Here is a 25,258-nt window from a genome sequence, read left to right as displayed (position 1 = left end):
ATAGAACATACATTCTTGTTTGTAAAGTTATTTCATTATAACGGCGTGTGCGACTTTTATACATTGGTCCATTATAACCTGTTTGTTATGTTTAATTAAATAGTTGTATGCTTCATTATCTATAACACCTTGTTGCATCCAAACATAATCAGCATCCGTATTTACGATTTCTTTAGCTAACTCTTTCAAGTAGATGGATCGTCTAAAAATGTTGATCAATTCAAAAGGCTCTTTCACATCTTCTATTGCATCGTATGCTTTTTCACCTAATACTTGTTCCACATTCGGATTCACTGGAATGATGCGATACCCTTCATTTTGCATAGCTTTTGCAATTTGATACGACGTTCGATATGGTTTATCTGAAAGTCCGATAACTGCAATTGTTTTTGTTTTTTCTAATATTTCATGCATTAATTGTTGTTCACTTTCCGGCTTCATATTGTTACACCTCATTTTTATTGATTAAACCATTTAATAGGCCTTGACGCAAGTCTACATGTAAGAAGTTATACCTTTTTTTACCCATTTCTTGCTAATTCCTCTTCTTTTTTATCATAGATGAAGAAAAAATTAAATATTGCATGTACTCTTTTTTATGACATCATGCTAAAATATAGTCAACCCAATCATAACATTATATTTAAGGAGTTTGATGATGGAGTATATTATTTTTATCATTCTTGCCTATTTACTTGGTTCAATACCAACAGGACTAATTGTAGGTAAAGTTGGCTATCAAAAAGATATAAGAGAACACGGTAGCGGCAACTTAGGAGCTACAAATACATTTCGTGTACTTGGAATGAAAGCTGGTATGACGGTAACCTTAGTCGATATCTTAAAAGGGACTTTAGCAGCTGTTCTACCGGTACTTTTTCAAGCAGAAAATGTTTATCCCCTGTTAGTCGGGATTTTCGCTGTAATTGGACACACGTACCCAATTTTCGCGAAATTCAAAGGAGGGAAAGCTGTAGCAACCTCTTCAGGGGTAATTTTAGGTGTTAACCCGTTAGTATTTGTCATTATGATCTGCAGCTTTTTAGTTATCCTTTATTTCACAAAATATGTATCATTATCATCCATGTTAACTGGTATTATTGCAATAATTGTTAGCATTGTGCAACAAGATATCGGGTTAATTGTCGTCATTTCTATTTTAACAGCATTTGTGATATATCGACACCAAGCAAATATAAAAAGAATTATGAACAAAACCGAGCCTAAAATTAAATGGATGTAATAGGGTCTAACAGAACCGTTAGATCCTTTTTTCAAGCATTTTAAATTGAATATTATACTAAGATTAAGTATACTTTGAAATAGTTGAAGACGAAAGGGGTCTAATCATGAAAGATTTTAGCACCAAACAACTTCCAAGCAAAACAGAAAGACATAAATTGTTTGGCTCAGTTGAACCAGGTGAAAAAACGAAACCAACTGAAAAAGAAAAAATGCCCGATTTACAAAATACAAAAAAAGACTTTTTATTTGATATAGATCAAGTCGGAATTTCCAATGTCAAACACCCGATACAAGTTTCAAGTAAGGTGAAGCCTGAAACGCAAACGACCATTGGGACATTTAAAATGACTTCTTCGATTAAGAAGAGTCACAAAGGGACAAACATGAGCCGCTTTACCGAAATGATACAAAACTATAGTAATGGAAATTCGTTCGAGTTGTCCGTTTCAACATTAAAACAATTTACTAGGGAAATGGCAGATCGATTAGAACAGGATGATAATCAAATTACAGTCGCTTTTCCATGGTTCTTCGAGCGTAGCGGACCATCATCTAACATGACTGGTATGAATCATGCAGATGCAGAAATCACGATGATTTATGATAAAAATTCAGGATATAACATTACAGTGTCACTTGAAGGTACGATTACTACATTGTGTCCTTGTTCAAAAGAAATCAGTGAGTATAGCGCGCATAATCAACGTGGTAACGTCAAGATGACTGCAGAATTAACGTCTGACTACCAAGAGGATGACGTTGACTGGAAACAAGCGTTATTAGAAGCTGCGGAAAGCAATGCAAGTGCACGTATTCATCCAGTATTAAAGCGACCCGATGAAAAAATGGTCACCGAGCAAGCTTACGAAAACCCTCGCTTTGTGGAAGATATGGTTCGGTTAGTGGCGGCAGATTTATATGAATTGCCGTTCATTGAAAAGTTCACGGTAACATGTCAAAATGAAGAATCCATTCATTTACATGATGCTGTTGCATCCATTACGTATGATAAAGCACTTCATCGCCCGAGGTGAGTAATTTGAAAAAAATAATTATGGCATTCATTCGTTTTTACCAACGTTTTATCAGTCCAATGTTTCTACCAAGTTGCCGGTTTCAACCAACTTGTTCAAACTATAGTCTGGAATGCTTTCAACGGTTTAACCTATTCAAAGCAACCTATTTATCCATCAAAAGAATATTAAAATGCCATCCATTTCACCCTGGAGGCTTTGATCCTGCCCCCAGTAAAAAGACCGAGCACTAACGCTTGGTCTTTTTGCTTGAAGAAATAAACTGTCATCCAAGGGCACAATGAAGGAGGAAATGTTTTCAATAGTGCATAGTTTTTATCTATTTCGAATGAAGATTAACACCGTAGTGTCGTACATTTTTCTCACTTTCGTTCAATTTAACTATTGACTTAGAACTTTATTTACAATTGAAATTTTTTTATCTGTTCCCATTGTTGTTCATTGGTTAAGATTTCTTTTTGCGTGTCTCCAAATAAATCAAAGTGTGGAAAGTTCGGATCTTGGTGAATCCAGTCCTTCCTTAGGTCATATTTTTTACCCCAAGCAATTAGTTTCTGATAATCAGCACAACCTACTTTTGTAACAGTCGTACAACCAGGAAATCGATCATCGAGCCAATAATGTGTTAAAAAAGCTATGTCCCCATTCCTGACATCTGATTTCCATTTTCTTAACGTATTTCTGTCAATTCCGAAGGCCATAATTATTTCGCACTTTCTAAGGCTTTCTGATATGCTTCATGCCAATTGGGAAATTGCTTTTTTAAGGACAGTGGACGAAAATTATCTTTTTTTACTATAACATGTTGGGTCTCTCCTGAAACTGCGATTTTTCCGTCCTGATCAACAATTCGATATCCATAAGTTGTGCGAATGCCATTATATTTCTCCAGCCACGTCTCAACATAGGCATCGTCACCATAACGAATTGGATGCTTAAATTGAATATTGGCATCAACAACTGGGGAAACAATACCCTTTGCTTCCATTTCATGATATTTAAAGCCTAATTCTTCTATAAATGCTGTCCTTCCTATCTCAAACCAAATTAAATAATTGGCATGGTAGACGACCCCCATTTGATCCGTTTCCTGATATCTTACTTTAATTGGTGTAGTTACTTTCATTGCTGTTGCGTCCCCCTAATAGATTTCCATGCTAATTCAAAATCTTTTTTCGTTAACAGTTCTAGCTTCTCTATTTGTTCTGTTTCTATATCAAGCCGTAATGCCTGATACTGTATCGCTTCGTTTATTAGATTTACAATGAAGCGGCCATTTCCGCTAATTGTCGAATCTTCAAATTGCTTTAACAGATAATCAGTCACGTCTTCGTCCAACTGATATTGAAATTCTTGAACATGAAATCGCACCATCTCCAGAAGTTCCTCTTTGGTATAATCCTGAAAATGAAAATATTTTTTAAACCTTGATTCCAATCCTGGGTTACTGGCAATGAAACGCTCCATTTCATTTTTATAACCGGCAAGGATAATCACGATATTTTCATTATGCTTTGTCATTTCGTCAACTAACGTATCAATCGCCTCTTTACCAAAGTCTTTTTCCCCTCGATATAACGCATATGCTTCATCAATAAACAATACGCCACCTAAAGCTTCACGGATTTTATTCTTGGTTTTCGTTGCTGTTTGACCTACGAATCCAGCGACAAGATCGCTCCTTGAAGCTACAACCAGATGACCTCGTTTCAGTAATCCACATTGTTTTAAAATTTGTGCAAATAATTTGGCAACTGTCGTTTTTCCAGTACCCGGATTACCCGAAAAGACGGAATGTAATTGAACAGGTACAGTCGGTAGTTGTAATGATTTGCGCTTTTGTTGTACTTGAACAAATGCAGATAACTTTTTGACTTCTTCTTTCACATTATCGAGCCCAATTAATTGTTCCAGCTGTTCCATTGGCTCAGTAGAATCCTTCTGATCATCAAGTGCAGTGATATCTTCTTCTGATATGCGCATATGGGCTAGCCAATTATCCTCTAATGGTAATTCATGACTTGCACCGATATGGAAAATAACTTTTAGTACCAAATCTTTAACGGTACGAGCATTACCAAATGATTCATCCACACGTGCCTTTTCAATTAAGGATAAGAAGCGATGTCGAGCCTGTTCTGTAAAAAAGTAGTCATTTTGTAAGGCCGCATCCTCTGCAATATGTAATAATTCTTCATTTGAGAAATCAGGCAGCTTAATAAAATTTCCATCTGGAAAACGACTTCTTAACCCTTGGTTCGACCATAAAAAATGCTGCATTTCATCAGGGTATCCTGCAATAATTACCGCAAATTTATTAGCATATTCCTTACTGGTCATACTGGAAACCAGTGTATCAATAACTGCTTGACCATAATCATTACCAGTTTGGTCTTCTCGTTTTAAATTATAAGCTTCATCGATAAAAAGTACCCCACCTAAAGCTTTCTTGACGTAATTTAATGTATTCTCTTCACTTTGCCCCATAAAGGAACCGACTAATTGCGAACGGTTCACTTCAATCACTTCATTTGTTTCAAGCAGACCAAGGCGATAGTAAATATTAGCTAATAAGCGAGCAATCGTTGTTTTACCTGTTCCAGGATTTCCAGTAATCACCATATTTAACCCTTGTTCATCAACCATTTGAAACCCAGCTTCTTTTCTTTTTTGCTGATATTTTAAATATTGATAATAATGATTAATATAATCCTTAACCTCTTCTAATCCAATCATTTTTGTTAATTCATCTAATGGATCAGAAGTAGTTTCATCTTTAATGAAAGATGGTAAAGCATCATAAAAAAGTGTAATATAATAGCTTAATTTTTCGACTGCTTCATTATATGGTTGAATTTCTTTCGTTGATTTTCGTTGTTCTAAGGTGTACACCATTGATTCAGCTACATCTTCAATAAATTCCACCTGGTCAAAAATTTGGTCATATGTTTTTTTGATACGACTGGTTGAAGCTGTATGGATTGATTTTAATTTTGAAAAACGAGCCATTTCCATTAAGAGTGCTTTAGCTTTTTTGAGTTTAACCGGATCAAAGTCTGTTTCACGAATATGATACTGCACGAGATCGGTCTCCTGCATATCATTATAGATTGATAAATAGTGTTTTAATGTTTGTACATCTGCAACCATCGGATGATTACTTTCTTGTTTTAATTGTTCGAGATGTTTATTTAAATGATCATCTGTTACGTTTCTTTTTAAACGATAAAAAGTGAGCATACTGTATAACAGTGCTTCTGAATCTACTTGTAATGAAAAAGTTGCTTGCTCAACTTTGTCCAGGATCCGTAGTATTTCTATTTCATTGTATGGTGGAATCTCATCGAGTGAATTCCAACTTTGAATTTTTTTCTCTATTTCTTGCCACTCTATTGTTAACACAAACATACTCCTTCCCGATCACTTCTAGCTCTGTAACTCTTTTAGGTAATCTTGCATTTGGTCTAATGTCATAGCACCATTAATTCGTTTCATAATCTTTTGATCACTTGTTCTAATTATAAATGATGTCGGCATACCGATAATTGAATAATGTTCATAGACGGTATCATCTTCATCTAATAAAACAGTAAATTGAAAGTCACCCTCCTCAACGAATGTTTTTACTTTGTCGATTGAAGTTTCTCTATTCGTAGTGTTTACTGCAACAACCTTTATTGTATCCTTATTTTCATTCTCAAACGTCTGCAAATCAGGCATTTCTTCGAGACAAGGTCTACACCACGTTGCCCAAAAATTTAGTAAAATATAGTCTTGGTCCACATCAAATGTCTCCACCTTATCACCTGAAAAATCAGGCAATCTAAAATTGGGCGCCTGATCACCAGCTTGTAATTGTTGTACATTTGGTGCAGTAATGCCTACCCCTTCTACAGACGTATCTTCTGTAACATCTATAATATTCGGTTCAGATTGCTTTTCTCCAATATTTGTGAAATTTGTAACTATCAAAATAACAACTAAAATCAACACAACAGATACCGATAAAACACTTTTCCACATAACTATCATCCTTTACAATAGCACTAAAACCTATTATATAAGATAACAACAAAAGCGTCTAATGATAAAAATACGAGCCCCCTACCTATTAAATTCCATCCACTCTCCGCGATTCGTTCCTTTGTAAATAAATTTGATGCAATTTACGTTGAAGAATCGGATTGTGATAATTAACCAATCGGGCCAGATAAATGCTAGGTATTCATGTTAAATGAATGCACCTAAGCAAACAGAAAAAGTATAGTCTAAGGAGCTATGGTACCAATGAATTTATTGGGAAAGAAGGTGGACAATTGATGACTTACCAGGAAGGATTGGATCAAATAGATAAAGCTACCCAGAAAATGACTGAAGCAAATCAGTTAACTATTGAATCTGTTATGGACGCTTTCTTATTTACGTGGCAATGGTGGATAGCATTGACTATGATGATTGTTCCTTGGATTATCTGGGCAATATTCCGTGACCGTAAAAATTCTGCTCTTATATTTTCCGCTGGTTTGTTGATAATGGTTATATCTGAGATTTTGGACGCGTTTGGTGTAAGTTATGGAAAATGGGCTTACCCAATAAAAGTTATCCCCCTGGCTACTGTAAGCTTTTCATTCAGATTATCGGTTTTGCCTGTATTTGCAATGCTGTTGTTACAATTTAAGCCTCAATTTAATCCATTTATAAAAGCAATTATCTTCGGTGGTTTTGGTGCATATGCAGGTTTGCCACTGTTGGGTATGATGGATTTATATAAGAAAATTGATTGGTCGCTTACAAATTCATTTATTATATTGATCTTAATGTATTTACTTGCACACTGGTTTAGCCGAAGGGCTTCCTTTGAAGAAATCAATAAAAATAACGAAGATAGTCATTAGTTACGTAATCTGCCACAATCTACCGTGATTGTTGAAGATCAACGATAGAAATAACCGAACTTTTTTATAAAAATTTATAGCATTTCACAAAGAAAGAATCCAATTTGATCAATCTTTTTTCAAATTGGGTTCTTTTAATTTAACGAAAAATATATATGGGTTTGCGGGGTGTTTTGATCAAACTTTATTCTAAACTCACTTTTTTCTTCCATCGTTTCTCTATTTGACAAGGATTTCTATTTGCACATCTTGATCTTTTAAACTACTTCTATTGGTACCTAGGAGATGGTCTTTTTATGGAAGAACTTAAAGCCATTTATAAAGATACAACTTATTGCAGCTATACTTTTTCAATATTTTTCTCCGTTTCATCGCAATTGACTATTTTTTATTAAATAAGTTAATTATGGAACAAGTTGGAAATTAAAATGAGTTAGCTTTAAACTGGAGTTTATGACCAAAATTAAATTGATTAATTTAACTATTTTCTCTTTCCATGCAACTTTCATCAATAGATACACAAACTACTACCAGGTGAGGTGTTTTTTTTGGTACAAGGAGCTATTAATCAAAATACAAAATTAACGAAAAGCTGGCAACAAAATTATGTAGATGACTGGGTGAAATTTTATAGCAAACATACAAAAGAAGGGGAACTTGCTTCCTACATACCACTCTTAAAGCAAGCAGATAAGAATCACTTGGGAATTTCAATCATGGGTATTAACGGTGTTACCATTGAATCTGGAGATGTTGGCATTCCTTTTACGATACAAAGTATATCCAAAGTTTTTACCTTTATTGTAGCGTGTATGGAAAGAGGAGTTTCTTATGTGCTGAATCGAGTCGATGTGGAGCCGACTGGTGAGGCTTTTAATTCAATTATGCATTTAGAAATGAAAAAGCTCAAAAAGCCATTTAATCCATTTGTGAATGCTGGCGCAATTACCGTAACATCGCTATTGAACGGAAAAACATCTGATGAGAAACTAGAGCCGCTATTCCGGTTACTGGAAGATATTTTAAAGTACCGTCCTGTATTAAACGTTGATATATTTAAGTCGGAAAGTGAAACTTCGGTACGAAATCGAGCTATTGGATATTATCTAGTAGAAACTGGCTATCTGGAGTCAAAGCTAGAACTGACATTGGAAACTTATTTTAAACAATGTTCCATCGAAATTTCACTTCAGGATTTGGCACATTTAGGAATGATCTTAGCAAATGACGGTGAGGATCCTAAAACGCAGATTGAAATTATTCCAAGGCAAGTTGCTCGTTTAGCAAAATCATTGATGCTGACTTGTGGGATGTATGATGCTTCTGGGAAATTTGCTGCTTATGTTGGAATTCCAGCAAAAAGTGGTGTCTCTGGTGGAATTGTTGCAGTTGCTCCTCCAAGAGCAAGGCACGAAGATCTCCCTTTCCTTGAAGGGTGTGGAATTGGGGTCTATGGTCCTGCGCTCGATAAACAAGGCAATAGCATTGCAGGAATTAAGCTTCTCCGGCATATAGCAAAGCAATGGGATTTAAGTATATTTTAAAGGATTGACTCCGTATATATTTACGGAAGGTATACCATTACTATAGATGAACTTGAAATCTTAGAAGAGTTTGGCCGATTGAATACTATTATCCAATCTATACATCGCTCTTGGTTAAAAAAGAAAAAGTGGAACTTCTTATACATGGAATTTCTACTTTTTCTACTAATATCAACATTAAACTTGAGCAAAGCCATAATAAGAAAAGCGCAGAGCGCCCTTTAGAAACGTAGCGACTGGAACGAATCAACTGAGATAAAGGAATCGCGGTGAGCTTTGCGAACCGATGATGACTTATCGTAGGGCGATTCGTGAAGTCACCTAGTTTTTGGGCACTCGTAGCTAGACAAATACCCGAATTTTATACTTTCTTTCATAAGTATAAAAAAAGATAGCCCATAATCGGACTATCTTTTCTTTTAAAATCTATTAAGCAAGTTTATTACGAAGTACCATTTGAAGGATACCACCGTGACGGTAGTAGTCTACTTCCACTTCACTTTCGAAACGTGCAATTACTTCGAATTCTGTTACTTTGCCGTCTTCGTCTGTAGCTGTAACCTTTACGGTGTCCCGTGGCATAACAGACTCATCAACTTGTACTTCAAATGTTTCCTTACCAGTTAAACCTAGTGAATCTGCACCTTCACCTTCTTTAAATTGAAGAGGTAACACACCCATCATTACTAGATTTGAACGGTGAATACGCTCAAAGCTCTGTGCAATAACTGTTTTAATACCTAATAAGTTAGTACCTTTTGCAGCCCAGTCACGAGAGCTTCCCATACCATAATCGTTACCAGCAAGAACAACAAGTCCTGTATCGTTTTGTTGATATTTCATTGCTGCATCATAGATAGGCATTACATCACCAGTTGGCCAGTAAGTGGTATAACCACCTTCCGTATCTGGTGCTAATTGGTTCTTGATACGGATATTTGCAAATGTACCACGCATCATTACTTCATGGTTACCACGACGAGAACCATAAGAGTTAAAGTTACGAGGAGAAACATCTTTCTCTTGCAGGTATGTACCTGCTGGCATATCTTTTGCAATCGCACCTGCTGGCGAAATGTGGTCAGTTGTTACCGAATCACCAAACTTACCAATGGCACGTAGTCCAGATAATTGCTCTACTTTACCAGGTTCTTTTGAAAGTCCTTCAAAGAACGGAGGGTTTTGAATATAAGTAGAGTCATCATTCCAAGAATATAATGGTTCGTCAGTTGTTTCGATTGCGTTCCATTTTTCGTTAGATTTAAATACGTTCTCATATTGCTTACGGAAGATTTCCGGTGTTACGACTCTTTCTACCTGTTCACGTACTTCTTCCATAGATGGCCAGATATCCTTAAAGTAAACAGCATTGCCATCCTTGTCTTGACCAATTGGATCATTCTGAAGGTCAACATCAACAGATCCCGCTAGTGCATATGCCACAACTAATGGTGGAGAAGCTAAGTAGTTAGCTTTCACTAATGGGTGGATCCGACCTTCAAAGTTACGGTTACCAGAAAGGACAGCAGAAACTGTTAAATCGTTATCCGCGATCGCTTTTTCAATTTCTTCACGTAATGGACCAGAGTTACCAATACATGTCGTACATCCATAACCTACTAGGTTGAAACCTAATTGGTCTAAGTATGGCATTAAACCTGCATCTTCTAAGTATCCTGTTACAACTTTTGAACCAGGTGCCAATGAAGTCTTCACATATGCTGGAACTTCCAGTCCCTTTTCTACTGCTTTCTTCGCAAGTAAACCTGCTCCTAGCATAACATAAGGGTTGGAAGTGTTTGTACAAGATGTGATTGCAGCAATCGCAACCGCACCAGTTTTCATAACTGATTCACGTCCATTTGGATGCTTGATTTCCACTTCTTTATCAAATTCAGAAGCATCTAGTCCAAAGCCTTGGTTTCCAGCAGGAGCTGTAATTGCTTCATTAAATGACTTTTTCATTGCAGATAACGGAATTAAGTCTTGTGGACGTTTAGGACCAGATAGGTTTGGTTCTAGTTCAGAAAGATTGATTTCCACTAATTCTGTAAAATCTGCATCTGCTTGATCTGGTGAATACCATAAGCTGTTTTCTTTACAGTACTTCTCTACAAGTGCGATTTGCTCTTCACTTCTACCAGTTAGACGAAGGTAGTTTAATGACTCCTTATCTACTGGGAAGAAACCACATGTTGCACCATATTCTGGCGCCATGTTTGAAATAGTAGCACGATCTGCTAAAGGCATATCCTGTAGACCTGGTCCAAAGAATTCAACGAACTTACCTACTACTTTCTTCTCACGTAAAACTTGTGTAACTTTCAACGCTAAGTCAGTAGCTGTTGTGCCATTAGGGAAGCTTCCGGTAAATTTCACACCGATTACTTCTGGTGCAGGGAAGTATGAAGGTTGTCCAAGCATTCCAGCTTCCGCTTCGATACCACCAACACCCCAACCTAATACTCCTAAACCATTAATCATTGTTGTATGTGAGTCAGTACCCACTAATGTATCAGGGAAGGCATCAATTTCTCCATTTTCATTTTCCGTAGCATGTACTACATTTGCAATATACTCCAGGTTTACCTGGTGTACGATACCAGTTGCTGGTGGAACGGCACGATAGTTATCAAAAGCTTTTTGTGCCCAGTTTAAGAATTCATAACGCTCTGCATTACGTTCAAATTCTAATTCCATGTTAGCTTGTAATGCATTCTTTGTACCATATTCATCTACTTGTACAGAGTGGTCAATTACGAGATCAACCGGTACCTCTGGGTTAATCTTATCAGGTGAACCACCCATATCTACCATTGCTTTACGTAGAGAAGCAAGGTCAACTACTGCTGGAACACCGGTAAAGTCTTGTAAAATAACACGAGAAGGTTTGAATGGAACATCTTCACCTTTCACTTTACCCCAGTTTGCTAGACTCTGAACATGTTCGTCTTTAATAACATGTCCATCGTGTTGGCGGATTAACGATTCAAGTAAGACACGAACCGAAAAAGGTAAACGATCGATATTACCAATTCCTGCTTCTTCCAAAGCCTTTAACTGGTAATAGTTATACTTTTTACCGTTCAGATCAAATTGCTTTTTTGCTTGAAATGGATTCTGATTAGTCATTTCGTTGCGTTACCCCCTTCAAAAATGTTAGACCGAAATCTGATCTCTCATATCTCTAAATACTATGTAACATAGTACGCACCATACTATTTTAAATGAAATCGGTTTATAAGTAAAATGATTCACAGCAAAAAATCGATTAAATCTATAAATCTATGAGTTCAATTCCAATTATTAGTATCATTTTTCATTAAATGGAAGAAAAATACTAAAAGTACTTCCTTGACCGTTTTCCGATTCAATCTCTAATCTTCCACTATGATTATCGATAATTTGGTTAGATATCATTAACCCTAAACCGGTACCATTCTTTTTTGTTGTAAAAAAAGGCTCTTTCAATTTATGAATAAGATGCTTAGGAATACCTGGTCCTTGGTCTTTTATGGCTATCTCACACTCTTTTTCATTATTTTTGATTAAAACATGTATCATTCCACCATCTGTCATTTCCTCAATAGCATTTTTTATTAAATTGATAAAAACCTGTTTGATTTGTGAACGATCACAGTACACAATACAGTCCTCATCATCTGCTTCTAAAACTAAATCAATATCAAATAAGTTAGCTTGGGTTTTTAGTAGTGTCATTACATCATGCAACATTTTATTTATATTCTCATCATTTTTATCGTCTGTCATTGGCTTAGAAATAAACAACAACTCCGATGTAATCGTGTTTATTTTATCGATTTCGTCCATCATGATTTTATAATATTCTTCTTTACTATTAATACCCCCTTGTAATAGCTGAACGAAACCTTTTAATGAAGTAAGGGGATTTCTAATTTCATGAGCAATACCCGCAGCTAATTGGCCTGCAATTGACATTTTCTCAGATCGTATCAACATTTCCTCCGCTTGTTTTTTATCAGAAATATCTCTAGAAAGTGACAAGATCTTTTTTTCTCCGTTCCAATTAATTACTTGAAGAACCGTTTCAAAGACGATAAATCTGCCAATCTGATTACGAATATGTATATAAAATTTCTGCTCCTGTGAATTATTTATATCAAAGTATTTTCTGACATATTTCTGATCATTACGCATGATATAACGAAACACTGACTTACCAGTTAATTGTGCTTTATTAAAGCCCAGCACCCTTCTAACAGATTCCGAAATATATTCAATCTTGCCGGAATAATCACTTATACATATGAGGTCAAATCCATTAGATTCAACCTTATCAAGGATATTTTTAGGTAAATCAGAAAGCATGATGTTTTTCTCAACTTCATCATTAACACTAGTGCTATCTGGCTGATCGACATAATTAAGCAAGGCCTTACCCCCTAACTCTTTTTGATCACAATTATTTTGTTAAAAAGTCTAAACATGCTATAATATCAACGATCTAGTAAATTATATGAGAAATATAAATATTCATGACTAAATTTACGATTCATAGTTATATTACTATATTTTACATAAAAATAAAACGATAATTAATAAGAATGGCGGGTGTCACCCTTATGTCTTTTAACTTTATGATATTCATCGTTGTATGGACTTTTATTTTATTAGGCCTGATAGCAATTGGTGGATATTTTATGTTTCGCAAATTTTTAAAAAGTTTGCCAAAAGATGATGGAAAATCTGATTTGGATTGGGAAAAATATTATATAGAACAATCGAAACATCTATGGAGAGATGATGAAAAGAGCTTTCTTGAAGAGTTAGTATCCCCAGTACCAGAATTGTTTCGTGATGTAGCCAGACAGAAGATTGCCGGAAAAATAGGTCACCTAGCTCTTGAAAAAAATGAAAATAAAATTACACAAGAAACATTAATTCAAGGTTATATTATGGCAACCCCCAAACGAGATCATAAATTTTTGCGAAAAAAACTAAAAGAAAAATCCATCGATATTAAACAATATGAACCATACTTCCAATATTCACCTGAAGATTACCGAAATAAAAAATACGCAGCAAGAACACGCTAAAATCTACGGTAAACGTGTCTTGCTGCGTTTTTTTATCTCGGTCGCTAGCAGCCGATAAGTTTCGCTAATCAACAGTGAAGGAATTGCTGTTGATTGTCTCGCTTTATCGATCACTGGAGATTGTTAAGACAATCGTCATCGTTACTCCGATAACCGTTAAATAAACACCTAAATCAAATAATAGTGCCGTTGCCAGCTCTACCTCCCCGAAAATAGGGACGTGAAAATAATCATATGTTTGGCTAAGGAGAGGTTGACCAAATAGGAAGGATCCAACTCCAGTAGCAATTGCAATAATAAGACCAACTGAAATCATAGTACGATAATTAACTGGCAATACTTTATTAACAGCTTTCTCACCATAAGCCATATACATCAGAACAATTGCTGCCGCAGTCATTAAGCCTCCAATAAAACCTCCACCCGGTTCATTGTGCCCTGCAAAAAATAAATTTACTGCAAAACCAAACAAAATAAAAGCGATTAATACTGTCATCGTTTTTAAAATTAAGTCATTCGTTTTTGCCATAGATTTCCCCTCCAAATATCGTTAGTATTTCTCTATCTCTTTGTTAAAATCCTTGAAAGTTAAAAAATCCTGCAAGAAATGATGTGAGCTTCGTCATTAAATCGAAAAACAAGAAGAACCCCATAAAAATCATCACGTATCCACCGATTTTTACTAACTTTTGTGAATTTCTCTTGATCCATTTCATTTTACCAATAAAAAAGGCAAGAATAAAGAAAGGAAGAGAGAAACCTAATGAATAAGTAGCCATTAATATAATCCCAAGTTCTGTGTTTGTTGCTGCAAGAGAAATAACTGCCATAAGAATTGGACCTGTACAAGGTGTCCAGCCTAGTGAAAATGCCATACCAATGATAAACGATCCCACGAAGCCTGCAGGTCTATTTTTAAAATGAAGTTTTCTCTCTTTCATCAAGAAATTAAAATTTAATGCACCTACTATTATAAGTCCAAAAAAAATAATCATGATCGCACCTATTTGTCTAATTAAATCGTCCCATCTCGTTAAAAATTCACCAATATAACTCGTTGTGAAACCGAGAATGATAAATATACTAGAAAACCCAAGCAGAAAAAATAATGTATGTAGGATACTTTTATAGTTAAACATTGCTTTTTCTTCTTTTATATCATTGACACTCATTCCAGTGATGTATGAAAGAAATGCAGGATATAGGGGTAATACACATGGAGAGATAAATGATAAAAAACCTGCACCAAATGCAATAAAAATGTTTACTTCACTCAAGTTGGTCACTCCAAACTCCACAATATTTATAGAACTATTTCTATAAATATGATAAAACCCTTGCTGTTTAATAGCAAGGATTCTAATTCGACAATTATGTTACAATGCGTTTTTATTTGTTATCCATTTGATTGTTCATAGAGCGCATCATTTGTTTGATTTTCTTTTGTGATGGTTTTTGCCCCATCTGCATCATTAAAGTTCTCAACATTTGTTCATTAATTGGTGGGTTTTTCTTTAAGTAGTTCATCATATACTTCCTCGCGATAAAAAAGCCAAGGGCAACCCCAGCTAAAAGAGCAACGACGATAAGTATAATCCAAAGAACAGTGCTCATTCGATTGTTCCTCCTTCAATTTGTCTCTTATACAGTATAGTAAAAGTCATTTAATAATACAAGCACTTGTCTATTAACTTATTTATGGTTAGATAAAACTGGCTTATCGACGTAGTTTGGTGAAAGCCATAGCTTATGCTTTGCACTTACGAAATTTCTCTCCGTTATTTAAATCTTGCGAAAATTTATTGTTATCCTATTGTGTAAAAAAATGGGACGAGGAACCTGTCCTCTGTCCCATTTTGATAAATTAGAATAATTCGTTTACGTGGTTTACAACGTTTTCTACAGTAAAGCCGTATTCTTCGATAATTTTGTTTCCGTTTGCGGATGCACCAAATCTATCGATCGAGATTATTTTTCCTTCAAGACCAACATAACGTTCCCAGCCTAATGAAGAAGCCATTTCAATACCAACACGTTTCGTTACAGCACTTGGTAAAACAGATTCTTTGTATGCTGCATCTTGTTTATCAAAACGATCCCATGATGGAATGCTAACAACGCTCACGTCTTTACCTTCTTCTTTTAATGCTTTTTGTGCTTTTACTGCAAGCTGCACTTCAGAACCAGTTGCGACAAGGATAGCATCTGGAGTTTCTTTAGATGCTGGACTTACCACATATCCACCCTTTTTAACACCTTCATATGCTTTTTCAGCAGTTCCTTCTAAAGTAGGTAGACCTTGACGTGTAAGTACTAATGCAGTTGGCTGTGAAGTAGACTCAATTGCTAAACGCCATGCCGCTTGTACTTCATTACCATCTGCAGGACGAATAACAGAAAGATTTGGCATAGCTCTAAACGCAGCTAGTTGTTCTACAGGTTCGTGAGTTGGGCCGTCCTCCCCTACTGCAATGGAATCATGAGTTAATACATATGTTACAGGTAGGCTTTGAATAGCTGATAGACGAACTGCTGGCCGTAAGTAGTCACTGAATACGAAGAAAGTACCACCGAATACTTTTAGTCCACCATGTAACGCCATACCATTCAGTGCAGCTGCCATTGCGAATTCACGCACACCAAACCAGATGTTTCGATTATCAGGCGTAGCTGCTGAGAAATCACCTGCATCTTTAAGGTTAGTTTTATTAGAACCTGCTAAGTCTGCACTACCACCGAATAAAGATGGTACAGTTTTAGCAATGGCATTTAATACTTCACCAGATGTAGCACGTGTAGCGGCTTCATCTTTACCTGCTTCATACACTGGTAAATCTTTATCCCAGTCTTCAGGTAATTTATTATTAATTGCATTATCTAATTCCTGACCTAGTTCCGGGTATGCTTGCTTATAAGAATCGAATAATTCCTTCCATTCTTGTTCGACTGATTTACCGTTTTCAACGATTTTTGTTTCAAAATCCTGATATACTTCGTCAGGCACGTGGAAATCTTCGTGCTCCCAATCATAGAATTCTTTTGTTAATTTAACTTCGTCTTCTCCAAGTGGCGCACCATGTGAAGCAGCTGAAGCAGATTTGTTAGGAGAACCATAACCAATTACAGTTTTTACTTCAATTAATGTTGGTTGGTCTGTATTTGCTTTAGCATCTGCAATAGCTTTTGAAATTGTTTCTGTATCCGTACCATCTTCAACACGGATTACTTGCCATCCGTATGCTTTGAAACGATCTTCTACATTCTCAGAGAATGCTTTGTTTAATTCACCATCTAATGAAATATCATTAGAGTCATACAACGCAATAAGTTTGCCTAATTTTAAGTGACCAGCTAGAGAGGCAGATTCATGAGAAATCCCTTCCATTAGATCCCCATCACTAACAATTGCAAAGGTATAGTGATCAACTACATTATAATTATCTTTATTATATTTAGCAGCTAAGTGTTTTTCAGCCATTGCCATACCAACACTCATTGCAACACCTTGACCTAATGGTCCTGTAGTCGCTTCTACCCCATCAGTATGGTGTACTTCCGGGTGACCAGGAGTTTTAGAATCCCATTGACGGAACCCTTTTAGGTCTTCAATTGTTACATCATAACCTGACAAGTGAAGTAAGCTGTAAAGTAACATGGAACCATGACCTGCAGATAATACAAAACGATCACGATTAAACCATTTAGAGCTTTTCGGATTATGATTCATGTGTTGTGTCCAGAGGGTATATGCCATTGGTGCCGCACCCATTGGTAACCCTGGATGACCAGAATTAGCTTTTTCAATCGCGTCTATTGACAATGTTCTAATTGCATTAATAGACATTTGTTCAATTTGCTTTGACATCGTTTAATTTGTCCCCTTTCCAAAATGCAAAATATGTACGCACATTTATAATCCTATAACGAAATCACTTTAAAGACAAGTATATCAAGTCAAAAAGCGAGTAATTTCTTTAGAAATATCAGTTTTTGTTAAATTTTTTAATATTTTGAAGAAAAAGTAGAAGTCGCTACTTTTTCTTCTCTTTTAATTGTTTTAATTTTTCTGGAGTGACATCATTCCCGTTAGGGTCAATGACTGTCATCCCTTTCATATGGTTTTTAAAGGATTTTCTAACGTTTTTCAGGTATGCTTCACGCAGCGATTTTTGTTCCTGTTTTTCTTCATCCGTTAATCCTTCTTTTTTCGCTTTATTTGCTAACGTATTAATACGAGCGATTTTTTCCTTTGATAACATAGAGATTTGACACCTCTTTTCTATTCCATAATAACTGTCGATTTATCCTACTCTATATTCGCTTCCATGAAAAAAGAGTATACACGAATAGTATACTCTATCTTCATTCTAATCATGATTTTGTAAGTTTTCAAGTGATTGGTATTCCTGATACCGGCGATGAACGGTTGCTTTAGATACATCATATCCCATTCCTCTTAAAACAGATGAAATCTCTTTAAAAGTTAAGTTATTCCCTTTTAATCTGATTACTTCTTCTATCGGAAAATCTATTCGTTCTCGACCTTTAGCAAGATGCTGATTTGAAAGATTATCAGCGGGGTTAAAACCATTACTTACCGCCTTCTTCATTCCTCTTTTAATTTTCGCATTATGTAATTTCCGTTGATATTCTTCTACTATAGAGACGATTTGTAACACCATAGAATCGCCTTCTGATAATTGTAATTCACCATTATGTGACAGTGTATATATGTTAACATCTAATCGATTCAATTGATGAAGTAATGCGATTTTCGTATTTCCTCTTCCAAGTCTTGTTTCATCTTGAACAAGTAATGTGTCTGCATTACCATTTTGAAACTCTTCTAGCATTGCGAAAATACCTTCTCGTTCAATTTCATATCCACTCTGTTTTTCTTCTATTATTTTAATGATCTCGAAGTTATATTTATCTGCAAACAATTGCAATTCTTCTTGCTGCCGTTTAATAGAAGTTTCTTGTGCTTCCTTTTCTGTACTAACACGACAATAAATGATCGCTTTCGACATAGGTTTACTCCTTTATTCTATAGACTAGTTACTGCTGAAAAATAAAAAAAGACAATAGCTAGTATAAAAGCAACCAAATAGAAGATGTCAACTTTAGAAATATTTTTTAACATTATAAATCCCTCCACAGAACTTTTGTTCGCATCTTTATTATACACGAACAAATGTTCATGTCAATAGTTTTTCTCGAACGAATGTTTGTAAATATTAGCTTGCTATGCTATACTTTGATTAATAAATAATACGCGTAAGGAGATTTAAATATGACAAATCTATCAAAACGACAAGAGGAGATATTAGCTTATATTAAAGAGCAAGTAGAGCTAAAAGGATATCCGCCATCTGTTCGTGAGATTGGGGAAGCAGTTGGTTTAGCATCGAGTTCAACCGTTCACGGTCATTTAGCCAGATTGGAGAAGAAAGGCTATATCAGACGTGATCCAACTAAACCACGAGCTATAGAAGTACTTCCACAAGACGGGGAACTGGAAATCCCGAAAACGGAAGCCACATTTGCACCAGTGATTGGGAAAGTAACGGCAGGTCTTCCGATCACAGCAGTCGAAAATATCGAAGAATATATACCGATTCCCCACAATGAGATGCATGTAAGTGAACAGTTATTTGTACTGATCATTGAAGGAGACAGTATGATTGAAGCTGGTATATTAGATGGAGACAAAGTAATCGTCAAACAACAAAACACAGCAGAAAATGGAGATATTGTAGTTGCAATGACAGAGGACAGTGAGGCTACTGTAAAACGTTTCTTTAAAGAAAAGGATTATATACGCCTCCAGCCGGAAAATGCAACGATGGAGCCGTTAATCTATGATAATGTCAGTATTTTAGGAAAAGTCGTCGGATTGTATCGCAGTATATAAAAAATGCAGGATTAAAAAGTGCGTACTTTAGAAAAGTCGCACTTTTCTTTTGTTAATATTATCACCCGCTATTTATTATAATATTATTATGTATACTAATAAAAATAAGACTTCCATCAGTGGGAGTTTCTTCCTCCACTATTAATGACTAGCGATACTTATCAGGGTAGCGTGAGTTATCTTTTTTAGTTTTTCTAAGTATAGAAAAAGATAAAAAAGGAAACCCTGGCACCAAGAGTGCCAAGGGTTACTTTACATTGTCATATATTCAGGAATATGGTCCGATTTCTCGTGCACTTGCATATGAACTATAATTCACACGGGTTTTGGTCATCGTCAAGCTATTAAATATGATTATAACCCATTAACTTAATGGAATTATACCCCCATCACCATTTGCTGGTGCAGGCAATGTGAAGGAAGGTGCATTCCCTAAGTTATCACAGCGATTCGGATTCACATCACAAATATTTCCTTGTGCATCCTGTATAATTGGGCGAGTAACAGTTATATTTGTTCTTAGAATCACTTTAAATAAAATACCTGTAACCAAGTCTCCAACTACAGGTCCAGTTACTACTGGTACCCCAGGTTGAGTGAAGATTCCTTCGACTTCAAGAGGTGTTTCTTGTAAGGTATCTTCTGGGCAAGCCCCAGGGAAGTCTGTATGCTCTTGGAACGGAATTGTAGTATCTAACGTGACCGGTGCTTCGACACCTGCAATTGTAACAGTAATCGTTACTGGTAGGACACCAATATTAACAACTTTATCCCTTAAAATACGTGCATTTTGAGTAACCTCATTAAGATTTGGAACTAGTTGAACTGATACAAGATCTTCTAAAACATCTAAACCTAAAGCTGTTAGAGGTAATGTTAGTTCTGCAACCTTTTGCACTGACTTTGTTCCTACAAGTGAATTTACTACTACACAATCGTTAGTCAACCGAGCTGGTTGGAGAGCAGGTTTTTTTACATTACATTCACAACCTGCCGCATGTTCTTTCGATGGACAATCATGTTTTTTCGGTGGACAATCATGCTTTTTTCTTCTGCTTTTTGGTTTTATAGGAATTTTTCCTGGAACTTCGACTTTTACCCCACATTTTTGATGAGTCATTTTATCCCATCCCTTTCCATTTAATTTCTTAACCCATTTTTGGATTCTCTTTATTTTACTTATTGAAATTATTTTTGTGTGGGCGTTCATTACAAAATCTGGTCTAAATGTTTATATTTGATTTGAAGCTAAGAGAAATCAATATACAAAAGCATTCAAAGTGCAAATTTTATTAAGAGAGAAAATCAGTTCCCTTATACGGAAAAGTAAATACAACTTTGGATGATACTAATTTTAGCGATTTTATGGTTACTAGTTCATATATACTAAGTAACTCTATCTTTCATTTAAATGTAGATGTAAAAAGTATACTTAAAATCGATTACTAGTTGATAGTCTGAGACTGTATTTGAACCTCGCTTTATTAGTGAGTTTTCACTCAATATAGCAAGTTTTTTTATTTATCGGAGAAATGGAGAGATACGTACTTAGATCAGAATGGATATTTATTGGGGATGAATCCTGTTGCAGCCGAACTGTTTAGTTCATTCGAGTTGGATTGCTTATAAAGAAACTTACACTAAAAGAAGCCAAATAAATTGGCTTCAGAAAGGAGATTACTTTTCGATCGGTATCTTAAAGAGAAGGGTGTATAGAAATGATTACACTTAAATCATATTAATAACCACCATAGCCACCACCAAAGGATGCACCAATGATAATTAATAGGATAAACAGTACTACAATCAATGCAAAACCTCCACCGTAACCATAACCTGCTCCAGCACTCATAATAAGTAACACCTCCTTAAGCTTAGATACTGTATTGTATGTATAATTTCTTAACGTCGTAATGGCAAGTGTCATGTGATTTTAAAAAAAGATAGTTGCCCCTTTTGATGATGCATAACCCCAAACACATCCCACCTACTCCCCTCTAGGTCAATTATCCATTTCTAATGTAGAAGCATACAATGAAAAAAAGTGCTAAAGGTGGTGACTTTTATGGGACTATTTATTAATAAATCTGAACATCCAGGTGTATTTCAACTTGAAAGAGAGATTGGAGGTCCAAATCAAAGTTATTTTAAAACCGACCACTTTGCTGACATCATTCAAGAGCAGAAAAATTTCAATGAATTATTAACCAAAGAAGTGAAGGATATAAAAATAAGGCATCAGCAATATGAATTTACAGAAGCAAAAAAAGGGAATGAACTGAGGAGTAGATTAGAACATTTATATAAAAAAACCACAAAACATGAGAAATTTGAACAGGAAGCAAGGGAGTGGTTACAAGTGCTAGAGAAGAAAAATCATGAACTTAAACATTTAATGGAAGATGAACAAGATGTTAAGCAGGAATATATTGTAGAAAAATTAGATCATGTTAGTAAGTCAAATCAGGAGATCATGAGTCAACTTTCAAACTATAAGTCATTATCGGAGCAGCTTACTTCTCAGATGAATGAATTGTATATGCTCCATCAACAAATGGCAGAGCAAATTTCTAAACAGGATGAAAAACAAGATAAAGTTCTAGACGATTTTGAAAATCAAGAAGCATTAATGGAAAAAACATTTAGACAGGTAGATAATCTTCGTTCGATTTTATTTGAGCGAACCTATCATATTGTAGAGAAAATAGAAAACAGTTGGAAACCACTAAATTTTATGATGACAGGGAAAAATAGGGAGGAAAAAGAAAAAGCAAATAAATAAATTAAATGAGGCTGGTACAAAGGGTTTGGGCTTGTTAAGAAAAGTGTGTACGTTATTCTACGTATCTTAACACACGTACATTCAGATGATCATGAATTAATAACGGTTTCAACTACCATTGACCATTGTTGAAATGGTCACCTTCCTATTTGTTTTCAAGTTCTTTTGTTCGTAAATATAAGACTCTTAGAGGAGCGTTCTCTTTGGAGAATGCTCCTTTTTAGTTACTTTTCTAAAGCTAGAATTAAAACATTCTACCGCATTTGTGGTGTACATAATTTTATGTATGGCACTTCCATATGATGTATAATCACATACACTTATGCTGCCTTTGCCCATTATTTTCTTTATTTTTTACATTTTTTGCTATATTATAAATTTTGGGAATATCACTTTTTTGCAACAAAAGAGGATACCAATGATGAACAAAAGATTAATACTTCTATTACTAAATATCTGTAGATAAAGATAGACACAAATCAAATGGTATTTGGAAAACGCCACCTCGATTAAAATTTGGGTAGTAAAAAAACTAAATCTGGTACTTATGATGTGAATTTAAAAAGGATAGGAGATTAAATAAGTTGGTTAAATTAAATGATTTTAACATTGATTTCGATTGTAATAGATACCCCTTATTTTCAAGCTACTTTAGAGCAAAGAATTAGATTTGGTATGGATGAATTAAATATTACTTTAATCCGAAAAATAATGGAGTTGTATTTAAAGAAGAGGATAAAATAAATGTTATATTTGTATCAGAATATATTACTAACAATAAGCGTTATTCTTCCAAATCCAAAATCGGTAAAATAATTGATATAAGAAACTGGCATGAAACCGTAGTTGAAGATGAAACGACTGGTGAAGGTGAAGTATACGTTACGATTAAAAATTTAAACCGTCATGATGTAATGAAGTATTGCATAGCAATCTATAAAGGTCACAAAGAAGCTTATATTTCTTTTTCAAACGATACATTCCTGTTATATGTGAGTAGCGATGTTATTGATATAATCTCAAATAATGTTGAAAAAATAGAAAATTTAAAACAAAATTACTCTGATCTATTTAATAAGGACTTCGAAAGCGGTAATATTTGATTTATTTAAACAGAAAGAATAGCCTATAATTTTGAGCTATTCTTTTTTATTTTTATCTCATGGACGACCGGAAGAGTCTATCTCTGATTGGTTTAATATATGAAATCCATTCTTTATATAGAATTTAGTTGCATTTTCATTGTCTTCATTTACATCGATTTTCTTAATATTAAAGTCTTTAATTAAAGAACTAATGATAGCCTGACCGTATCCTTTACCTATTTTATCTGGTTTTAAAAGTAACACCTCCTATTCGTAAGAACGTTCTTTTGATTTTGGAGGAGTTGTTTGAGAGTAAGAAAATCAAAGAAAGAATCTAACCTCATCACTATGAGCTTTTTTACTTAAACTAACCGAATGGGTCTAAACTGCAATATGAATACACGATAATAATTTGCTCCCTGACTTAATGCTACTGTAATTAAATGAATAATTATTTATTTATTTACTAATAATAATAAACATAAATAGTAAATACTGTCAAAAGAAGGTTAAGAATGCATCTTGCAATTGCATTATGGGTACTGGTAGCTTCTATTATTAGAGGAGATTGGGAAAATATCAATAAGTATTATCCAACTATGCTTTATATAACTTCTTGTAACTTCTTGTATGAAGTTATTGCTCATGAAAAATTTTATTTATGGAAGCTTGAACCTGGTGGGTTAAACTATTTAAATACAGTTCTTCTACATGGAGGATTTATTTATCCTTTATCTGTTTTACTCTTTTTGTCAAATTATCCGACATCTCGTGTTAGAACTGTCATGCACATAAGCAAGTGGGTATTGATTTATATAATTGTTGAATATATAGGTTTAAAATACGAAATAATTACATATCACAATGGTTGGAATTTTTGGTGGTCCTTTTTCTTTGTTATTCATATGTTACTTATGTTAAGAATTCATTATATTAACATTATTTGGGGTATTACGCTAACTATACCATCGGTTCTTTTTTATATGTTTACATTCAATTATTTCTAATTTTATTCGGTTTAAGTATTTAGAAAGTGAGTGGGCTATATATGAATAAGGGGATAGAACGGATTCAGGAATTATTTGAAAAGATACATGAAATAAACAACGAACAAATACAGATATGGTTAGAATATATTGTATTTACTTGGCAGTGGTGGATTGGTTTGGGTTTAACTATTATTCCTTGGATTTTGTGGTTTTTATTCAGAAAAAAAGACAGTTCATTACGATTGTTAACATCAGGCTTTTTTATGATTACTATATCTACATTGCTAGATTCTCTTGGTATACAACTGGGATTTTGGCTATATAAATACGAGGTACTACCCTTTATCCCAGCATTTACACCTTGGGATGTATCTTTAATACCAGTTTTTACAATGTTTTTTCTTCAAATAAAACCCAATATAAGTCCATACATTAAAGGATGTGTATTTGGAGTAGTTACAGCTTTTGTCGCTGAACCGTTCTTTATATTTATTGAGATTTATGAGCCTTTGACTTGGGAGCATATATACTCTATTCCGATTTATTTCATCCTATATTTAATTGCTCATCGTATATGTCATGGAAAATCATATATTTCTCTTTCGTAATAAATTTGTAAAATGTTGCACTCAAATTATAAGGTTGTATTAATTTAATTAGCCTTTGCTGTAATCACTTCCCGGTTATTGTCA

General features: G+C 34.8%; 25 protein-coding genes and 2 pseudogenes. 11 read left to right on the top strand and 16 right to left on the bottom strand.

The annotated features are described in order from the left end of the window. Nucleotides 1-27 precede the first annotated feature (27 nt). Entirely contained in the window at nt 28-441 is a 414-nt protein-coding gene (locus tag GI584_RS11715) for a CoA-binding protein (RefSeq protein ID WP_100360499.1), read from the bottom strand. 217 nt (nt 442-658) lie between these two features. Here GI584_RS11715 and plsY point away from each other — a divergent pair, with 217 nt between their 5' ends. The 3 genes from plsY to yidD all read left to right on the top strand — a co-directional run bounded on the left by plsY (nt 659) and on the right by yidD (nt 2,512). Next, nucleotides 659-1,243 (top strand): glycerol-3-phosphate 1-O-acyltransferase PlsY, encoded by a 585-nt coding sequence (gene plsY / locus GI584_RS11710; RefSeq protein WP_100360500.1) that lies wholly within the window; start codon nt 659-661, stop codon nt 1,241-1,243. Between the two features lie 106 nt (nt 1,244-1,349). Then, nucleotides 1,350-2,279: a GTP cyclohydrolase FolE2 gene (gene folE2, locus GI584_RS11705; protein WP_153791339.1), complete on the top strand. Its 930-nt coding sequence runs from the start codon at nt 1,350-1,352 to the stop codon at nt 2,277-2,279. Nucleotides 2,280-2,299: 20 nt separating this feature from the next. After that, nucleotides 2,300-2,512, top strand: coding sequence for a membrane protein insertion efficiency factor YidD (yidD, locus tag GI584_RS11700; protein WP_407647417.1), 213 nt, complete (start codon nt 2,300-2,302; stop codon nt 2,510-2,512). Between the two features lie 168 nt (nt 2,513-2,680). Here the strand turns inward: yidD and GI584_RS11695 are convergent, their stop codons facing one another. Genes GI584_RS11695 through GI584_RS11680 form a run of 4 tightly spaced genes read right to left on the bottom strand, consistent with a single transcriptional unit; the run spans nt 2,681 to nt 6,302 of the window. Continuing rightward, the gene (locus tag GI584_RS11695) at nt 2,681-2,980 is read right to left on the bottom strand and encodes a hypothetical protein (protein ID WP_153791338.1); all 300 of its coding nucleotides are present in this window, start codon (nt 2,978-2,980) and stop codon (nt 2,681-2,683) included. A gap of 2 nt (nt 2,981-2,982) precedes the next feature. Beyond that, nucleotides 2,983-3,405 (bottom strand): acyl-CoA thioesterase, encoded by a 423-nt coding sequence (locus GI584_RS11690; protein ID WP_153791337.1) that lies wholly within the window; start codon nt 3,403-3,405, stop codon nt 2,983-2,985. Further along, complete coding sequence (locus tag GI584_RS11685) at nt 3,402-5,687, bottom strand: AAA family ATPase (protein ID WP_194842187.1); 2,286 nt, start codon at nt 5,685-5,687, stop codon at nt 3,402-3,404. The genes GI584_RS11690 and GI584_RS11685 overlap by 4 nt, the downstream gene beginning before the upstream one ends. Before the next feature lie 18 nt (nt 5,688-5,705). Further along, nucleotides 5,706-6,302: a TlpA family protein disulfide reductase gene (locus GI584_RS11680; protein WP_194842186.1), complete on the bottom strand. Its 597-nt coding sequence runs from the start codon at nt 6,300-6,302 to the stop codon at nt 5,706-5,708. Nucleotides 6,303-6,598: 296 nt separating this feature from the next. On the opposite strand from GI584_RS11680, the gene GI584_RS11675 reads away from it, so the two are divergent. Both GI584_RS11675 and GI584_RS11670 read left to right on the top strand, forming a co-directional pair. Beyond that, entirely contained in the window at nt 6,599-7,174 is a 576-nt protein-coding gene (locus GI584_RS11675; protein WP_228552396.1) for a CBO0543 family protein, read from the top strand. Nucleotides 7,175-7,722: 548 nt separating this feature from the next. Beyond that, nucleotides 7,723-8,718, top strand: a complete 996-nt coding sequence (locus GI584_RS11670; protein ID WP_153791334.1) for a glutaminase — start codon at nt 7,723-7,725, stop codon at nt 8,716-8,718. Nucleotides 8,719-9,147: 429 nt separating this feature from the next. Here the strand turns inward: GI584_RS11670 and acnA are convergent, their stop codons facing one another. Together acnA and GI584_RS11660 are read right to left on the bottom strand one after the other, a co-directional pair. Beyond that, entirely contained in the window at nt 9,148-11,850 is a 2,703-nt protein-coding gene (gene acnA, locus GI584_RS11665) for an aconitate hydratase AcnA (protein ID WP_153791333.1), read from the bottom strand. A gap of 180 nt (nt 11,851-12,030) precedes the next feature. Beyond that, complete coding sequence (locus GI584_RS11660; RefSeq protein ID WP_100360510.1) at nt 12,031-13,131, bottom strand: ATP-binding protein; 1,101 nt, start codon at nt 13,129-13,131, stop codon at nt 12,031-12,033. 191 nt (nt 13,132-13,322) lie between these two features. On the opposite strand from GI584_RS11660, the gene GI584_RS11655 reads away from it, so the two are divergent. Then, entirely contained in the window at nt 13,323-13,796 is a 474-nt protein-coding gene (locus GI584_RS11655) for a DUF2621 family protein (RefSeq protein ID WP_100360511.1), read from the top strand. A gap of 103 nt (nt 13,797-13,899) precedes the next feature. Here GI584_RS11655 and GI584_RS11650 read toward each other — a convergent pair whose 3' ends face one another. The 6 genes from GI584_RS11650 to GI584_RS11625 form a co-directional block, all read right to left on the bottom strand. Continuing rightward, the gene (locus tag GI584_RS11650; RefSeq protein WP_100360512.1) at nt 13,900-14,325 is read right to left on the bottom strand and encodes a Na(+)/H(+) antiporter subunit B; all 426 of its coding nucleotides are present in this window, start codon (nt 14,323-14,325) and stop codon (nt 13,900-13,902) included. Nucleotides 14,326-14,368: 43 nt separating this feature from the next. Then, entirely contained in the window at nt 14,369-15,073 is a 705-nt protein-coding gene (locus GI584_RS11645) for a cytochrome c biogenesis CcdA family protein (RefSeq protein ID WP_153791332.1), read from the bottom strand. A gap of 112 nt (nt 15,074-15,185) precedes the next feature. After that, nucleotides 15,186-15,410, bottom strand: a complete 225-nt coding sequence (locus GI584_RS11640) for a YneF family protein (RefSeq protein ID WP_100360514.1) — start codon at nt 15,408-15,410, stop codon at nt 15,186-15,188. Nucleotides 15,411-15,660: 250 nt separating this feature from the next. After that, nucleotides 15,661-17,661, bottom strand: coding sequence for a transketolase (tkt, locus tag GI584_RS11635; protein ID WP_100360515.1), 2,001 nt, complete (start codon nt 17,659-17,661; stop codon nt 15,661-15,663). A 166-nt stretch (nt 17,662-17,827) separates the two neighbouring features. Next, nucleotides 17,828-18,055: a DUF896 domain-containing protein gene (locus tag GI584_RS11630; protein WP_153791331.1), complete on the bottom strand. Its 228-nt coding sequence runs from the start codon at nt 18,053-18,055 to the stop codon at nt 17,828-17,830. Between the two features lie 108 nt (nt 18,056-18,163). Then, a complete protein-coding gene (locus GI584_RS11625; protein WP_153791330.1) occupies nt 18,164-18,826 on the bottom strand; it encodes a YneB family resolvase-like protein in 663 nt (220 codons plus the stop codon). Nucleotides 18,827-19,089: 263 nt separating this feature from the next. On the opposite strand from GI584_RS11625, the gene lexA reads away from it, so the two are divergent. Beyond that, complete coding sequence (lexA, locus tag GI584_RS11620; protein ID WP_153791329.1) at nt 19,090-19,710, top strand: transcriptional repressor LexA; 621 nt, start codon at nt 19,090-19,092, stop codon at nt 19,708-19,710. Between the two features lie 364 nt (nt 19,711-20,074). Here the strand turns inward: lexA and GI584_RS11615 are convergent, their stop codons facing one another. Together GI584_RS11615 and GI584_RS11610 are read right to left on the bottom strand one after the other, a co-directional pair. After that, entirely contained in the window at nt 20,075-20,830 is a 756-nt protein-coding gene (locus tag GI584_RS11615) for a hypothetical protein (RefSeq protein WP_153791328.1), read from the bottom strand. 618 nt (nt 20,831-21,448) lie between these two features. Then, complete coding sequence (locus GI584_RS11610; protein ID WP_100360520.1) at nt 21,449-21,562, bottom strand: YjcZ family sporulation protein; 114 nt, start codon at nt 21,560-21,562, stop codon at nt 21,449-21,451. Between the two features lie 213 nt (nt 21,563-21,775). Here GI584_RS11610 and GI584_RS11605 point away from each other — a divergent pair, with 213 nt between their 5' ends. Further along, nucleotides 21,776-22,492, top strand: a complete 717-nt coding sequence (locus GI584_RS11605; RefSeq protein WP_153791327.1) for a hypothetical protein — start codon at nt 21,776-21,778, stop codon at nt 22,490-22,492. A gap of 52 nt (nt 22,493-22,544) precedes the next feature. On the opposite strand, the pseudogene GI584_RS24395 reads toward GI584_RS11605, so the two are convergent. Further along, nucleotides 22,545-22,792, bottom strand: a pseudogene (locus GI584_RS24395) (IS256 family transposase); the annotation flags it as partial. A gap of 152 nt (nt 22,793-22,944) precedes the next feature. On the opposite strand from GI584_RS24395, the pseudogene GI584_RS24050 reads away from it, so the two are divergent. The 3 genes and pseudogenes from GI584_RS24050 to GI584_RS11585 all read left to right on the top strand — a co-directional run. Further along, nucleotides 22,945-23,071: pseudogene (locus GI584_RS24050) on the top strand (toxin C-terminal domain-containing protein); the annotation flags it as partial. 1,021 nt (nt 23,072-24,092) lie between these two features. After that, nucleotides 24,093-24,584 carry a CBO0543 family protein gene (locus tag GI584_RS11590; protein ID WP_153791325.1) on the top strand — a complete coding sequence of 164 codons (492 nt, stop codon included), beginning with the start codon at nt 24,093-24,095 and terminating at the stop codon, nt 24,582-24,584. 41 nt (nt 24,585-24,625) lie between these two features. Further along, on the top strand, nt 24,626-25,174 hold the full coding sequence (locus GI584_RS11585; RefSeq protein WP_100360523.1) for a CBO0543 family protein: 549 nt from the start codon (nt 24,626-24,628) through the stop codon (nt 25,172-25,174). Nucleotides 25,175-25,258 lie beyond the last annotated feature (84 nt).

Source organism: Gracilibacillus salitolerans (genome assembly GCF_009650095.1).
Lineage (GTDB): Bacteria > Bacillota > Bacilli > Bacillales > Amphibacillaceae > Gracilibacillus > Gracilibacillus salitolerans.
Note: the sequence above shows the minus strand (reverse complement) of the source record. Positions and strands in the feature narration are given on the sequence as shown.